13 protein-coding genes are annotated in these 15849 nt (G+C 41.9%); 6 read left to right on the plus strand and 7 right to left on the minus strand.

The annotated features are described in order from the left end of the window. Nucleotides 1–71 precede the first annotated feature (71 nt). Together V7K69_RS31560 and V7K69_RS31565 are read right to left on the minus strand one after the other, a co-directional pair. Nucleotides 72–953, minus strand: coding sequence for a DUF262 domain-containing protein (locus V7K69_RS31560; protein ID WP_335041999.1), 882 nt, complete (start codon nt 951–953; stop codon nt 72–74). Between the two features lie 517 nt (nt 954–1470). Beyond that, nucleotides 1471–1743, minus strand: a complete 273-nt coding sequence (locus V7K69_RS31565) for a GlsB/YeaQ/YmgE family stress response membrane protein (protein WP_185584679.1) — start codon at nt 1741–1743, stop codon at nt 1471–1473. A gap of 652 nt (nt 1744–2395) precedes the next feature. Between V7K69_RS31565 and leuC the strand changes: the two genes are divergently transcribed. Then, the gene (leuC, locus tag V7K69_RS31570; protein WP_335042001.1) at nt 2396–3799 is read left to right on the plus strand and encodes a 3-isopropylmalate dehydratase large subunit; all 1404 of its coding nucleotides are present in this window, start codon (nt 2396–2398) and stop codon (nt 3797–3799) included. 60 nt (nt 3800–3859) lie between these two features. Beyond that, on the plus strand, nt 3860–4468 hold the full coding sequence (gene leuD, locus V7K69_RS31575) for a 3-isopropylmalate dehydratase small subunit (RefSeq protein ID WP_193950775.1): 609 nt from the start codon (nt 3860–3862) through the stop codon (nt 4466–4468). Between the two features lie 107 nt (nt 4469–4575). Here the strand turns inward: leuD and glgB are convergent, their stop codons facing one another. From glgB to V7K69_RS31590, 3 genes are all read right to left on the minus strand, one after another. Then, complete coding sequence (gene glgB / locus V7K69_RS31580) at nt 4576–6867, minus strand: 1,4-alpha-glucan branching enzyme (RefSeq protein WP_335042005.1); 2292 nt, start codon at nt 6865–6867, stop codon at nt 4576–4578. A gap of 149 nt (nt 6868–7016) precedes the next feature. Beyond that, nucleotides 7017–7349, minus strand: a complete 333-nt coding sequence (locus tag V7K69_RS31585; protein ID WP_335042006.1) for a hypothetical protein — start codon at nt 7347–7349, stop codon at nt 7017–7019. 528 nt (nt 7350–7877) lie between these two features. After that, entirely contained in the window at nt 7878–8075 is a 198-nt protein-coding gene (locus V7K69_RS31590; RefSeq protein ID WP_335042008.1) for a hypothetical protein, read from the minus strand. A gap of 501 nt (nt 8076–8576) precedes the next feature. Between V7K69_RS31590 and V7K69_RS31595 the strand changes: the two genes are divergently transcribed. The 4 genes from V7K69_RS31595 to V7K69_RS31610 all read left to right on the plus strand — a co-directional run bounded on the left by V7K69_RS31595 (nt 8577) and on the right by V7K69_RS31610 (nt 13489). Then, on the plus strand, nt 8577–9290 hold the full coding sequence (locus V7K69_RS31595; RefSeq protein ID WP_335042010.1) for a hypothetical protein: 714 nt from the start codon (nt 8577–8579) through the stop codon (nt 9288–9290). A gap of 105 nt (nt 9291–9395) precedes the next feature. Further along, nucleotides 9396–11234: a peptidoglycan D,D-transpeptidase FtsI family protein gene (locus V7K69_RS31600; RefSeq protein WP_335042012.1), complete on the plus strand. Its 1839-nt coding sequence runs from the start codon at nt 9396–9398 to the stop codon at nt 11232–11234. Nucleotides 11235–11478: 244 nt separating this feature from the next. Further along, complete coding sequence (locus tag V7K69_RS31605; protein WP_335042105.1) at nt 11479–12585, plus strand: iron-containing redox enzyme family protein; 1107 nt, start codon at nt 11479–11481, stop codon at nt 12583–12585. A gap of 208 nt (nt 12586–12793) precedes the next feature. Next, nucleotides 12794–13489, plus strand: a complete 696-nt coding sequence (locus tag V7K69_RS31610) for an SAM-dependent methyltransferase (protein ID WP_335042014.1) — start codon at nt 12794–12796, stop codon at nt 13487–13489. Between the two features lie 83 nt (nt 13490–13572). Here V7K69_RS31610 and V7K69_RS31615 read toward each other — a convergent pair whose 3' ends face one another. Together V7K69_RS31615 and V7K69_RS31620 are read right to left on the minus strand one after the other, a co-directional pair. After that, nucleotides 13573–14592: a glycerophosphodiester phosphodiesterase gene (locus tag V7K69_RS31615; RefSeq protein WP_335042016.1), complete on the minus strand. Its 1020-nt coding sequence runs from the start codon at nt 14590–14592 to the stop codon at nt 13573–13575. Further along, nucleotides 14582–15520: a hypothetical protein gene (locus tag V7K69_RS31620; protein ID WP_335042017.1), complete on the minus strand. Its 939-nt coding sequence runs from the start codon at nt 15518–15520 to the stop codon at nt 14582–14584. Before V7K69_RS31620 ends, V7K69_RS31615 begins: the two co-directional genes overlap by 11 nt. Nucleotides 15521–15849 lie beyond the last annotated feature (329 nt).

Raw genomic sequence — 15849 nt, forward strand, 5'->3', positions numbered from 1 at the left:
TATTTCCTCGTACAGCCAGATAGCGATCGCTCCTTCCGTGCAAATCCTTGTAACTCTCTCCTGGTAAGCTTTCATGATTCGCGGATGAGTCTATTCAGAAATTCCTTAAGTATACTTTCACGCGGCTTGGATTTTACGTGAATCATTCTGATGTGAGAAAATAGGCTCTTGAATATATCACGTCCTAGTTTCTCTTCCATTTCTTCCCACTTAGTACTGTATTTTTCCTGTTGCTCAAGGGAAATTTTACCGATAATTTCTGCTTTCAAAATATCAGCATGAGACAGATCCATTCCTCGATTATTGATTACAGAAAATATTCTGTATGCAGAGTCAATATCTGGAGTGGCAACTACTACTAAAAAACATCTTTTAATGATAAATTGAGTAAGCCGCAGAAGCTGATTATTAGTACAACTTTGTAAGCGATTTACAAACAATAATGTATTTTCTTTGAAATTTTTACGACTATCTGATAGTTTAGCAGTATGTAAATTTTTCAGCTTATCAATACCACCTTCATCCTGAATATATTCCTTGAAAAACTGTGCATCTCGCTCACGCACAGTCAAACGATAAACGTTATCATTAGGATCAAAATCATCTTCTTGATAAAGATATTTTGTTAATATATGTATATTTTCTTTGGAAACTGATGCCCGTAAAGCAGCCAGCAATACAGTAAGTGTAGTCAAACGCTGTTGACCATCCACAACTTGAGCATCTGGTTTATCTCCTTTGATGAGTACAATATTTCCTAAAAAATACGGGTTTATATCATCAATTTTATTGTCACTATCTCCCAACGCAGTGACCAAATCTTCAAGTAGTTCCCCTGCTTGCTCCGTTGTCCAGGCATAGGGGCGCTGATATAAAGGAATAGTGAAGATAAAATCGTTGCCAAATATTTTAGAGATAGGATAATCATTAGCTTGAAGTTTAACCGCGCTCATATATACCTGCTTTAGTGGTGTGGTAGATTGCACTTTGACTAAACTTAGTTTTCCCACTAAAAACAGTAATATTTGAATGCATATAATTTTTTTATAAAACCTGGATATATCAAAAAACCAAACAAAATGATGTCAAAGCCTATCTGCATATAGATTTGAGGCTATTTTATAGGTGTTTGTTTTTTGTCTAAGTCCCACTAATCGGGTGACGGGGATTAGTGGTGTAAAAGCATTACGCTAATAGCAGTTTCTCATGGGCGAAACCTGCCTCTTCTGCGGATTGCTTCACCGTAATGCACTGGCTTCACCTGCAAAACAGCATTTTTTTAAATTGCAAGTCTTTAATATGCCATGCTAACAGCGATCGCACACTATTAAAATCCTACAAATTTTGATTGCTCAAAAGTTAAAAAATAGCACCAACCTGTGATTAGGCTAGTGCTATTTTTTGAATTTAATTCACGATAATTAAATAAATTTGCTAAATTACTTTCAGTTATTGTCAGCAATTATGCTTTTATACCGCACTGCGATTTGTTAATAGATTCCACAGGAAAACCGCAACAATTGCACCAAGAACTGCTACTGCAATACCCGGAATACTAAGACTGGGAGCTGCTAAACTTAACGTCCCTGTGCTGAAAAATACTCCTAGACTACCACCAACAAAAGCGCCGATGATTCCTAATAAAATTGTTCCTAGAATACCGCCACCTTGATGACCGGGGTAGATAGCTTTAGCGATCGCACCAGCAATTAGACCTAAAACAATCCAAGCAAGAATATTCATTGTTATTAATTCGGTAAAGGTTTTTTACTCAACGAATACATATTATCAATCTTGATCTTTTGAATCCATCTACCATCAGAATCAATCATTAATATCCATAAGGAATAGTTTAATCGCAACTACGCTTTTCTATATATACCGCCCCTATAGGTAGATAATCACTTAAAAAATATCAATTAAAAAAAGCTCCTAATAGGTCTTTAATTAGGAGCCAATCAAACTATTGCTTGGTAATTGCAGTATATGGCTTTTTAATTAGCTCTCTCCTCTACTAGAAGAATTAAGCTGAGTTTTCAAAGACTGTCTCTAAAGTAATGTAAAGGATCAAAATCAGGCAATTTCTACTACAAGCGTAGTTTTAGCAACTTTATTACCAGCATTCCACACTGGGCATCACCAGGATACCCGTAACATCGCATCTCTTTGGGATGGAGGCTTTAAATATTAGTTAGGGCTTACGGATGAGTTACGGAAGACCAAAAGCGGACATTGCCTACCCAAAGGAAATGGACTGCCTTCCCGTTGTTGCATCTGGCGCGACACAGAAGAATAAGAGTACAAAAATGTAACTAATATTATGAAGCAATCTATAAAAACTTAGACTATTTTTTGATACTATTTAAGACCGGACTATTTAAATATTAATTTACGTATGAGCAAAGGTACCCTGTTTGATAAAGTTTGGGACTTACACACCGTTGGTACACTTCCCTCTGGGCTGACGCAACTATTTATCGGGCTTCACCTAATTCATGAAGTTACCAGTCCCCAGGCCTTTGCTATGTTACGCGAAAGGGGTCTAAAAGTACTGTTTCCAGAGCGGACTGTTGCCACAGTCGATCATATTGTGCCGACAGAAAATCAGGCACGTCCCTTTGTTGATAGTTTGGCAGAGGAGATGATTCAGGCGCTTGAAAATAACTGCCAAGAAAATAACATAACTTTTTACAACATCGGTTCTGGTAGTCAGGGTATAGTTCATGTCATCGCTCCAGAACTGGGACTGACTCAACCAGGAATGACGATCGCTTGTGGAGATAGCCACACTTCGAGTCATGGGGCATTTGGTGCGATCGCATTTGGTATTGGTACTAGCCAAGTGCGGGATGTTCTCGCTTCCCAAACCCTCGCCCTCTCAAAACTAAAAGTCCGCAAAATTGAAGTTAACGGCAACCTGAACCCAGGAGTTTACGCCAAAGATGTCATCCTGCATATCATCCGCACCCTTGGCGTTAAAGGTGGCGTGGGCTATGGCTACGAATTTGCAGGTACGACATTTGAACAAATGAATATGGAAGAAAGAATGACTGTCTGCAATATGGCGATCGAAGGCGGTGCTAGATGCGGCTATGTGAATCCCGATCAAGTTACCTACGATTACCTCAAAGGCAGAGATTTTGCTCCCAAAGATGCAGATTGGGATAAAGCAGTGGCTTGGTGGGATTCCATCAAGAGCGATGCTGATGCCCAGTACGATGATGTAGTCGTATTCGACGCTGCGGAAATTTCTCCTACTGTCACCTGGGGGATTACTCCTGGTCAAGGTATCGGTGTCAACCAGTTAGTGCCTCAACCAGAAGAACTGCTTGAAGAAGACCGATTTATTGCCGAAGAAGCTTACCGCTACATGGATTTATATCCCGGTCAACCAATCAAGGGTACCAAAATAGATGTCTGCTTTATTGGTAGTTGCACCAACGGTAGAATTAGTGATTTGCGGGAAGCGGCAAAAATCGCCAAAGGTCGCCATGTTGCAGAGGGAATCAAAGCCTTTGTTGTCCCCGGTTCTGAAAGAGTGAAGCAAGAGGCAGAAACTGAAGGATTGGATAAAATCTTTCAGGAAGCCGGATTTGAATGGCGTGAACCGGGATGTTCCATGTGCCTAGCCATGAACCCTGATAAGCTACAAGGAAGACAAATCAGTGCCTCCTCATCTAATCGCAACTTTAAAGGCAGACAAGGTTCCTCTTCTGGTCGGACATTGTTAATGAGTCCGGCGATGGTTGCCACAGCTGCGATTAAAGGCGAAGTCTCTGATGTGCGTGAGTTACTGTAATTTTTTGGTCATTTGTAGAAATTAACAGGCTGTCATTGAAATGATAGGTAAATAAAAATTATGGTGAGTGAAGTTAAAACAGTTTCAGGGCGCGGTATACCTTTAGTGGGCAATGATATAGATACCGATCGCATTATTCCCGCACGATATTTAAAAGCCGTTACCTTTGATGGGTTAGGCGAAGGTGCATTTATTGATGACCGGACAGCACTTAAAGGTGAACATCCCTTTGACCAACCGCAATATCAAGGCGCAAATATTTTAATAGTCAACCGCAACTTTGGCTGTGGTTCATCACGGGAACACGCACCCCAAGCGATCGCAAAATGGGGAATCCAAGCTTTAATAGGTGAAAGCTTCGCAGAAATCTTTTTCGGTAACTGTGTCGCAATGGGTATACCTTGTGTGACAGCCGACGCTGCTACTGTTAAACAACTGCAAGAGTTAGTAGCTGCCAATCCTCAAGCCGCCGTGACAGTGAATCTGGAAACCTTGCAAGTGCAAATTGATGATTATACTGCCCCAGTTGCGATCGGTGAAGGTACAAGAAGCACATTTATTTCTGGGACTTGGGATGCTTGCGGTCAGTTGGTGGCGAATGCTAGCCAAGTTCGGACAACAGCTGCAAAATTACCCTACATAGGTTGGGGCAATATAGCCGCAAGTTAATTTTCTCTCATTCTCTGTTTGTCAGGCAGGGAATGAGAAAATGGCAAAAATTTTATAACCACTCGATAAAACATCAAGATTGGGTGGGGGATACCCACCCAAAATTGTTATCCAATTACCTCAGCAGTCTTTTTCTTATCCAACTTGAGAATCAACACACCCAAAGGTGGCAAACACAAATCTAGCGAATAGGGACGACTGTGCAAAGACCAATCATCCGTCCACTTGCCGCCTAAGTTACCCATGTTACTGCCGCCATATTGACGTGCATCACTATTGAATAACTCAGTATAAAATCCCTTTTGCGGTACACCAATGCGGTAGTGAGAATGGGGTTGTGGTGTAAAATTGCAAACCACGATCGCAAAATCATCAGAATCCTTGTCACGACGCATGAAAGAAACTACACTATGGCGGTTGTCGCTACAGTCAATCCACTCAAACCCCGGTTCAGCAAAATCCTGGGTGTACAAAACAGGCTCAGAACGGTAGAGATGGTTCAATTCCCGGAAAAACGTTTTTAACTGCTGGTGGGCTTCATGCTGCAATAAATGCCACTCCAAATCTGCCCAAGCATTCCACTCACTCCACTGCCCAAACTCCATGCTCATAAACATGGTTTTCTTGCCTGGGTGAGCAAACATATAGCTAAATAAACAACGGATATTAGCTAACTTCTGCCATGTATCCCCCGGCATTTTACCGATGATATTGCTCTTGCCATGCACCACTTCATCGTGGGATAGAGCTAGCATGAAGTTCTCACTGTGGTTGTACCACATACTAAAGGTGATATTGTTTTGGTGGAACTGGCGGAACCAAGGATCCATGCTGAAGTAATCCAGCATATCGTGCATCCAGCCCATATTCCATTTCAAGTTAAAGCCCAGTCCGCCTGTGTAGGTGGGCCAAGATACCATTGGCCAAGAAGTAGATTCTTCAGCAATTGAAAGAATGCCGGGGAAATAGCTAAAAATAATGTGATTTACCTGACGCAGAAAATCTGCAGCTTCTAGGTTTTCTCTGCCGCCGTACTGGTTGGGCAGCCATTCTCCTGGTTTGCGGCAATAGTCGTTATAGAGCATCGATGCAACAGCATCGACACGAATTCCGTCAATGTGGTACTTGTCGAACCAGAAGAGGGCATTGGCTGCTAGGAAATTACTAACTTCATGGCGACCATAGTTGAACACCAAAGTACCCCATTCTTTGTGTTCGCCCTTGCGGGGGTCAGCGTGTTCGTACAGGTGGCTACCATCAAAGAAAGCTAAACCATGTCCATCTTTAGGAAAGTGACCCGGAACCCAATCCACAATTACCCCTACATTATTTTGGTGACATTTGTCAACAAAATACATGAAATCTTCGGGGGTGCCAAAACGGGAGGTGGGAGCATAGTACCCAGTTACTTGATAACCCCAAGAACCATCAAAGGGATGCTCCGCAATGGGCAGTATTTCTAAATGGGTATATCCCAATTCTTTGATGTATGGAATCAGTCGGTCAGCTAGTTCCCGATAGGTAAGGAAACGTGCGCCTGGCTTAAGTTCCGAAACGATAACGACTGGTTCAGTTTCACCATTTGGCAGTTTAGCAGGTTCGGCACTCGAAGCGTGTAACCAAGACCCTAAATGCACTTCATAAACTGAGACAGGCTGGGTAAGGGGATCAGTGCGTCGCCGCTTTTCCATCCAGTTTTCGTCATCCCAAGTGTAAGCATCTAAATCAGTGACAATAGATGCCGTTTTCGGGCGGGGTTCTTGCTGGAAACCGTAGGGATCAGATTTTTCGTAAATGTGTCCTTCAAAATTTTTGATTTCATATTTGTAATGCTCTCCCACACCGATTTCAGGAATAAACAATTCCCAAACCCCGGTTGGCCCTTTACGCATCTGGTGTTTGCGCCCATCCCAGAGGTTGAAATCTCCCAACAATGAAACGTTGCGAGCATTGGGTGCCCAAACTGCAAAATAAACGCCCTTAACGCCGCCTATTTCCGTGGGGTGCGCTCCCAGTTTTTCGTATATGCGGTGATGGTTTCCTTCACTAAACAAATGCAAATCAAAATCTGTCAAATTGGGAGAACGAAAGGCGTAAGGGTCATAAGTAACACGCTCATGTTCCCCTTCTTTAATCCGTAACTGGTAGTTTGCCAGTTCTGTGGTTTCAATAGTGCATTCAAAAAAGTGAGGATGATGCACTGTTTGCATTGGGTATTCTTTCCGTTGTTCAGGAAGAATAACCCATACCGCACTTGCATTTGGTAAGTAGGCCCGCACAGCCCAGACAGTTTTTCCGTCTTGTTCTATGGGATGAGAACCTAATATTTCAAAGGGATCGTTATGCTGATTCCAAACGATGCTGTTAACCTGCTCAGGGGCGATCGTGGTCATGGACATGAAGCTACCTAAGTGAAATAACGTGATTGACTAAATCTACTTTTTTAATATCTATATATATTCTTTACATTTATTTGCAATTTTGTCGCCACCGTTATCGTACATCAGAATGGGGAATGGGGAATGGGGAATGGGGAATGGGGAATTTCTCAAAAATTTAAAAATGGGAAAAACTGAAGTAAGGTTTTACGTAGGCGAAGCAAGAAAATCTGTTCCCGAATTTTGGGGTCTAGTTTTGGTGGTGGGGCTTCTTGAAGCTGCGCTTGTAATTGAATGTATTCGGCAGCTGTTAGGAAGCTTCCATCAATTGGCGATCGCGCTTCTATAATAATCTTTGTCCGTAATATTTCTTCTGGCGTATCCTCTGGCGGCGGTAATGCTATGACCATTGATCCCCAATTGCCATTTAACACAATAAAAGTTGCAATAATTACAATTAATCCCAGTATCTTTACTGCCTTTCTCGCTTTAATTCTCCCCATCTCCTGAACTACGTTTACAACGCAGCCTAAAAATCTGTTTCCCAATTCCCCATTCCCAATTCCCAATTCCCAATAAAAATCTGGCAATATCAAGAAACATCACTAGGTCTGTCCTAATACAGAATAGACTACAGGGAATGCTCTTGAGCAATTGCCAGCGATCGCAATGAATTCTTTTGTCCTCTCAAAACTCAGGAGTTTAAGCTATTCTAAACACTAAGATTGTGGAAGTATTTTGCCCACAACATGGCTTAGATTTACAGAAATAAACTCTCTTTTACTTGGAATAAGGCTCGGTCAGGCGAGAATTTTCAGGCGGACACCTGGTTGACGAGGTAATCCTCATCACCAGTGTCCTTTTATTGCTGCCCTACTTAGCTGATATTTGAGCAAACTCTAGGCTCTGATACACCAAAAGAAAGATAAAGGTTTCTAGATAAACCTATTAATTCAAGCTATGTGGTGACGAGCGTTGTTACTAAGCTGTTTTGGGCATGATTTCAACTAAAGCTAAAAGCTTAAGATGCCTTATTTAGGAGTAGCAGCAGGGGTAGCAGCAGGTGTAGCCGCAGGTGTGATTTTAGTAGCGGGAGGCGCATCAGTTGGTTCACCTGTAGCAGCAGGAGTACTAGGAGTAGTACCACCATCACCACCGCCTTCACCACAGGCTCCCAGAATTGTAGCTAGACTTAAGATTACAGCCAAACCAAAGATTTTTGTTTTCATAACTCCTCTTTCACCAATTGTGGCTAGAAAAATTTTTCGCCTGTTGAATACGATACCGTATTTATTGCTTTTTTTTTAATGCTGTGAGATTACATACTTAAAAAAATAATCCTTTGGGATATTCTTTTTGCCAGTATGTCTCATACAGCTATCTGATTAGTTTCTCTTAACTCAGAAGCAAAAAGGAAATTACCAAATTTTCTAGCAAACCGAGCTATCATAACAAAAAATTTTATTTTTTTCACAGAGTATTGCACCTTGCTGCCCAGCGTTGCCATACTTTAGGTGCTATCTCTAAAGGGTAAGCTGTCTGGTTGCTAATCGCTGATTGCAAACATTGCAATATCTAGAGGATGCAATTGTTACAACTATCTATCAGAACAGTTAAAAGGGTGTAGTCTGTTATGTGTGCTTGTTGCACAGAAGTAAGTCTTAACCCTATCAAAAACAGACAATCAAGAAAATCAATCTAAAGTACAGTATTTTCAATCTAAAAAATTTATGGTAGTTGCTCGTAAATCTGCTATTTCTGGAAAGGGTAATTGGTTCTGGCGAGATTCTATGTTTTCTTTAGGAAGGCGACGTTCTGCGCGTATAGAGTCGGTAGCACAGAGCGCTGCTACACCAGCGACTAAATCCACACCCTTATCTTCTCAAAGACAACAGCGTTCCTCAAAAAATTTAGCGGTTTCTGCCACAAATAAGGCAGCTATGCCCAAATCGGTGAAAGAGTTGGGTAAACAAAAGTTACCAAATATCAATGAGCAGTCCAGTGCGACTCAGAAAAGTTCAGGGGTAGATTTTCTTGGACTTCCCGCAATGCCTAATTCTGGAGCTGTACCTTTATGGTTGTTGCGCTTGTACACATTTCATCGTTATTCGACAGTTTTAGCGTTTTTGGTAGTAGCATCGACACTTGCTGTTTATGGCTGGACAGTATATTCTCAAGAGCTTTGGAGTAAGTCATATCGCAGACTGCAAAACCTCCAACGTCATGAGCGACTACTAACGACAACCAATGCCACGCTGACAAATAGAATGGCTAAGGAAGCAGAACAATCAACAGCAGGGCTAGTATTGCCAACCCCTCAAGGAATGATTTTCTTGTCTCCAGCACCTCATACGTCTAAGCCAGCATCATCTAATAAAATAACGCCTAACATAACGCCAAGTTCGGAAACGCAACGGCAAACACTATCACCACTTGGATATTAAGAGTTAGAAGAGACGCGATTAATCGCGTCTGTACAGGAGTTATGGAGTAACTAACTTTAAGTTTGGACTTTTGACTCCGAAAAGTAATTTGGTACTGAGTAGGCAATGCAAAAATTACCAAGCAGAACAAGATTAAGAAAGTCTCGGAATCCAGGATTCAAAAAGCAGCAGAAGGGTTCTAGACGAGGGTTATTGGGGATACTTGCCTCTAATATCCAAAATCAAACATCCAATACCAACTCCCGGCTGTTCGTCGTCTGGGGCGTGTTAATGGCAGCAGGATTGGGGTTAGGTATCAAGTTGTATAACTTGCAAATTGTCAAGGGGGCAAAATTAACAGAGCAGGCGCGAAACCAGCAAATGGTGGATTTGCGACCTTTTATGCCCCGTCGCCCAGTAGTAGATCGCAATAGTGAACTGTTGGCGATTGACCGTCCTGTGTATACTTTGTACGCTCATCCCAAGCTGTTTGATAAGTCTAATGAAGAGATGGCAGAGCGACTTGCCCCAATATTGGCCAAAGATACTGCTGAATTGGTAAAAACTTTTCAAAGTAAAAAAAGCGGAATTATACTTGCCCCAGCCCTACCGGAAGAAATTATCGATCGCGTGACTTCTTTGCGTTTAAATGGCTTAGAGTTAATTCAAAAATACTCCCGATATTATCCGCCAGACGATTTGGTTGCTGATGTGGTGGGTTATGTGAATGTTGACCGTCGTGGTCAAGCAGGTGTGGAATATTCTCAAGAGAAGTTGTTAGAACGTCCTGTGCAAACGGTGCGGCTCAGTCGCTCTGGCAATGGGGCTGTGATGCCGGATCATGCACCGGAAGGTTTTCTGCATTTTGATGATTTAAGGCTGCAACTCACAATCGATAGCCGTCTGCAACGCATTGCTAGCCTGGCACTCAAACAACAAATGGAGAAGTTTGATGCTAAACGTGGGGCGGTAATTGTAATGGATGCGTTGGATGGTTCCTTACTCGCCCTCGTTTCTCAGCCTACCTATAACCCTAATGAATACGCTAAAGCTAATATCTCGCTGTTTAAAAACTGGACGGTGGCGGATCTTTATGAACCAGGCTCGACTTTTAAACCTTTGAATGTGGCGATCGCTCTGGAAAATAATGTCATCAAACCAGATGATATGTTTAATGACTCCGGTTCTATTCGAGTAGCTAATTACACCATCAAAAATGCCATGAATAATGGTAATGGGCGAATCAGTATCGCTCAGATTTTGCAATATTCCAGCAACATTGGCATGGTGCAAATTATCCAACGCTTAAAGCCTTCCATCTACTATAACTGGCTGGAACGCTTGGGGCTAGGACAAAAAGTTGATACAGATTTACCTTTTGAAGTTGGCGGTCGGCTCAAAAGTCAAGAAGAATTTATCGCTTCACCAATTGAACCAGCTACTACTTCCTTTGGGCAAGGTTTTTCGATGACACCGATACAGCTAGTGCAAATGCACGGTGCTTTAGCCAATGGCGGGAAATTGGTTACACCTCATGTAGTTCGAGGGTTGATTGATACCAAAGGGCAGATGCATGATTCACCCACTCGGACTATATCACGCCAAATTTTCTCAGCCGCAACAGCCCAAAAGGTTGTAGAAATGATGGAAACTGTTGTTAATGAAGGCAGTGGTAAGGCGGCACAAATTCCCGGATATCGCATTGCTGGTAAAACTGGTACAGCCCAAAAAGCTAGTCCTAATGGTGGTTACATCAAGGGTGCTAGAATGACGAGTTTTGTGGCTATTTTACCAGTAGAATCTCCTCGCTATGTAGTCTTTGCACTGGTGGATGAGCCAAAAGGAGAAAGTGCTTATGGTTCTACTGTTGCCGCACCAATTGTTAAGTCAGTAATCGAAGCACTCATTCCTCTGGAAGAGATTCCGCCAAGTAAACCGATTGAGCAACAGCCGAAAGCGCCGTAGTAGGGGGAAGGAGGCAGGGGGGCAGGGAGCAGGGGGCAGGGAGCAGGGGGAGATATTTATAACTTCTAACTCTTCACTCAGCACTCAGCACTCAGCACTCGGAACTGTTTTGCCCAATGCCCTTCTTTTGAAACTTAATCTTTGTTTATAACCAGGGAAAGAGGTACACAAAGCTACTGGTGTGGAAACCTAGGTATTAGAGGTGAAACTAATTTCTCACTTTTCCATAGCTAGCGAAGATTCCATGCAAAGCAATTTAGTTATATTTCCTAATGCTGGGACTGCGAAAAAAAGCACCCAAACAGAAGAAAGAAAAATTACCAAGTACGACCGTGCTGAAGAGCAATTTATAGAACTGCTAGCAATGGAGGATTTGGATCATCATCTGGATATCAAACCTGCAATAGCTAGTGAGTTTGAACAGGCGCTCTCAACAGCAATTCGTGCCGCTTATAAAAACGATCGCTCTGATGAACAGGCTCACCGTTTTCTGCAACGGATACTTTATCGAATTAATCGGCTTAAGTTGTTTTGGTACGAAGATTTACAGCACTATACCAATGAGCGATCGCTTTATTTATTCTCATGTCGCGATCAAATTGAGGCTGCTTGGCAAAACTGGGAACTGGCACAGATAGATTTACCCGCGCTGCAACAATTGGATGTCAAACACGCTTTAATTGAGCGTGCATCCGCCGATTTAAATCCGCCTTTGTCGGATAGTAGCCGCTATATTCGTGAGGATATGACTGAAGCTGGATATCGTCACCTGCTAGCGATCGGTTCTTTTGATGGCTTGGTTGAAGGTAGTCGTCTTTGCTACGTATTGGGTGGTGCTGCGAATGAAGTGCAGTGTACGCTGGTGCGAGTATTACTAGAAGAATACGGCAATGGTCGTTTATCCCGCAAGCACTCGACATTTTTTGCCCAAATGCTGGCTGAATTTGGGATGAACACTGAACCAGAAGGATACTTCGATTTAGTGCCTTGGGAAGTTCTAGCTTGTGCTAATCATAATTTTTTGACCACCGATCGCAAACGCTATTTCCTACGTTATTGTGGTGCGTTGACATATTTTGAGGTGGCTGGCCCTGCGGCTTATAAAAACTATCTGGCGGCGGCGCAACGATTGGAACTGTCAGAGGCGGCGATGGGTTATTGGGAACTGCACATCAGGGAAGATGAACGCCACGGCCGTTGGATGTTAGATGATGTTGCTTTGTCTTTAGCAGAACAGTATCCCAAGAATGCGTGGGAACTCCTGCTTGGGTATGACCAGGAGAAACTAATGAGCGATCGCGCCGCTACTGCTGTTGTGCGATCGATACGCGAAGCAAAACAATCTGTCTGATTCGTATGTGAAGAGAAATCCCAAAAATTAAAAATAGCAGATTTTAGAATTTTAATTTGACATTTTTAAGTCATCTTATATCTAATTTACCTGCAAAAACATTTCTTTAGCAAGGTGTTGCTAAAGGAACAGTTTCTTATTGCCTTAATACAAGGTAATAAATAATTTCTTTCCTGCTTATTATACATTACCAATTGGTTGCAGTCAAATGAAAGATATCTTTTTTTGTCCTGAAGAATCCAATTTCTACTCAAACTGTTTAGAAAGCTTTGTGATCAGAAATTGTAAAAGTTCTGAATCTATTGTGGAGTTTGGCTCAGGAGATGGCAGCCCTGTAATTAATTCTTTATTGAGAAACAACTTTAATGGCGTAATCCAGGGATTTGAATTAAATACTTCTGCATGGAAAGTTGCCAATTCAACCATTGATGAATACAATCTCACAAATAAATATATAATCCATAATTCATCTTTGTTTAATTCTTCTCAACCAGATGCCGAGTATCTTGTAGCTAATCCACCCTATCTACCCGCACCAGATGACGATATTTATATACCACTTTTATTTGGGGGCGTAGATGGAGCAACAGTTACCAATGATCTTTTGTCGTTAGATTATGAAAATGTCTTGGTTTTAATATCTAGCTTTTCTAATCCCATAAATACGTTGAATATAGCAAAACAAAATGGTTATTATGTTCAAAATTTTATGGTGGTACCTTTGGAGTTCGGCTACTATAGCTCTGAACCTAAAGTAAAACAACACATAGAAGAACTCCGAAAAAACAAAATGGCGTTTTATTCTGGCGATTATTATTTCTTAGCTGGCGTTTTATTTACAAAATCAGAGAATCCGGGGATTGATTTATCTAATCAATTAGCTCAGGTAATGACGAGTTTGTGAAAATCAGGAGTTCAGATTCCCAACTGTTTAAAGAAGTCGGGAATCTAATTTTTCATGACTAAAACTTTTACGAAGAACAAGGTTTACAACCGAAGATTTTCCTTCACAGTAGAAGCCGTATCCGGGTAATCGCTAAATACGCCATCAACACCTAAGCTGAAAAATAGTTCATATTCCTCTTGGGGATTTCCTTGAAAATCCAGTGGCAAAAAGTAGTCTTCATTGCGGAAAGTCCAGACATGAACCAGCAAACCAGCCGCATGAGCGTCAGTGACTAAAGATGTAGGCGATGTCTGGCGACAAGCCGCTCCGCGTCTACGCAATTTACCACTACTATCTCTAGGAACCAGCAAATTTTTATGAATCCCAACCGCCTGTGCATATTTAGCAATTTCCCTTAAACCTGATGCAGTGACCAAATCTGCATAAGTGCGTTCATCGCCACTAACGACAAAATCATTAGGTTTACCAGTGTTATTCAGCAATTGCACCAGAGGTAAATCAGTCTTTGTAGATAAATCTTGTAAATTACTCACTTCAAAAGACTGAATGAAAACAGGTGCATTAGCGCCCTCATAACCGTTGGCTGTTAAAGTTGCAAGTAGAGGTGGTTCTAGGGCTAACCCAATCGATTTAAAGTAAGTTGGGTGCTTTGTTTCTGGATAAATGCCGATCGCACGATTAATTTCGGCACTTTTACGCTTCACTAAATCGATGATTTCTTGTAGCGTAGGAATTTCAAAGAGTCCATCATAAGCGGTATTTTGCGATCGCAGTTGTCCAATTCGCTCTTTGGCTCTTAGTGTTTTCAGTTCTGCCAGGGTAAAATCTTCAGTAAACCAGCCAGTTTTTGATTCGCCATCAATTATTTTGGTGGTTTGGCGGTGAGCAAATTCTGTATGCTTTGCAATATCGGTGGTTTCTGAAATCTCGTTTTCGTGACGAGCAATTAAAACACCGTCTTTGGTGGAAACTAAATCAGGTTCAATATAATGAGCACCCAATGCGATCGCTAATTCATAAGCAGCTAAAGTATGTTCTGGACGATAGCCGCTAGCGCCTCGGTGTGCAATGATAATTGGAGATGTTTTACTAATAGCCACTTACATCAACTAATCGATATCCTTCACCAACCAGTTTGTCAAAAGTAGCTTGATACTGGGTCGAAGTCAATCCATGTCGCGCCTGCCAAGCTGAACCACCAGACTTTTCCCAAATAGCGGCGTATCGGTTTTGTCCGTTCACATCATAACCACTTACGTCAACTAATCGATATCCTTCACTAACCAATTTGTCAAAAGTAGCTTGATACTGAGATGAAGTCAATCCATGTCGTGCTTCCCAAGCAGGGCCACCAGACTTCACCCAAATAGCCGCGTATCGGTCTTGTCCGTTGACAGCATAACCACTAACATCAACTAACCTATATCCCTCACCAACTAATTTGTCAAAAGTAGCTTGATACTGGGCTGAGGTTAATCCATGTCGCGCTTGCCAAGCAGGGCCGTCAGACTTCTCCCAAATAGCTGCGTATCGGGCTTGTCCGTTCACAGCATAACCACTAACGTGAACTAATCGATATCCTTCACCAACCAGTTTGTCAAAAGTAGCTTGATACTGGGCTGAGGTTAATCCATGTCGCGCTTGCCAAGCAGGGCCGCCAGACTTGACCCAAATAGCAGCGTATCGGCCTTGTCCGTTCACACTGTAACCACTGACATCAACCAAGCGATATCCTTCGCCAACTAGTTTGTCAAAAGTAGCTTGATATTGGGCTGAGGTTAATCCATGCCGCGCTTCCCAAGCCCCACTACCAGACTTGACCCAAATGGCGGCGTATCGGTCTTGTCCGTTAGCGATCGCTTGTCTTCTGACATCAGGAGTTCTCTGTAATTGGGCAACATTTTGAGCAATTACCTTTGTGTTTGTCTCACTATTAGCAAAGTTAATGGGAGCGGCAAAAGCAGAACTGACTAAAGTTGCAAGTAACGCTGCGCTAGAGGCAGTAAATGTTAAAGAACGTATGAACATATTAGTAAAATAAAAATGTAAATTTGGGTTGCACTGACTAAATAGGTTTGCATTTATTTTTTATGCAATACCCAGGTAGCGATGCTGACAATTGTGGATACCCAAGATTTACAGATGATTCCTGAATTCAGAATACCGAACTTTTATTTGTATATCTTTTGCATAACTTTACTATGTAGGTTCAGCTATTTTCTGCCCGTAATAGCTAATTAAAGGCGCAATACTCTCTATTTTGTGCTTTGCACTTTCTTACACTTTAAAGAACAAGTATTTTAACTCGTTGAGAAGAACATGAACTCAAATAAGCTTAGTACAAAATACATTTATAT

The organism is Nostoc sp. (assembly GCF_036917775.1).
Classification (GTDB): Bacteria; Cyanobacteriota; Cyanobacteriia; order Cyanobacteriales; family Nostocaceae; genus Nostoc.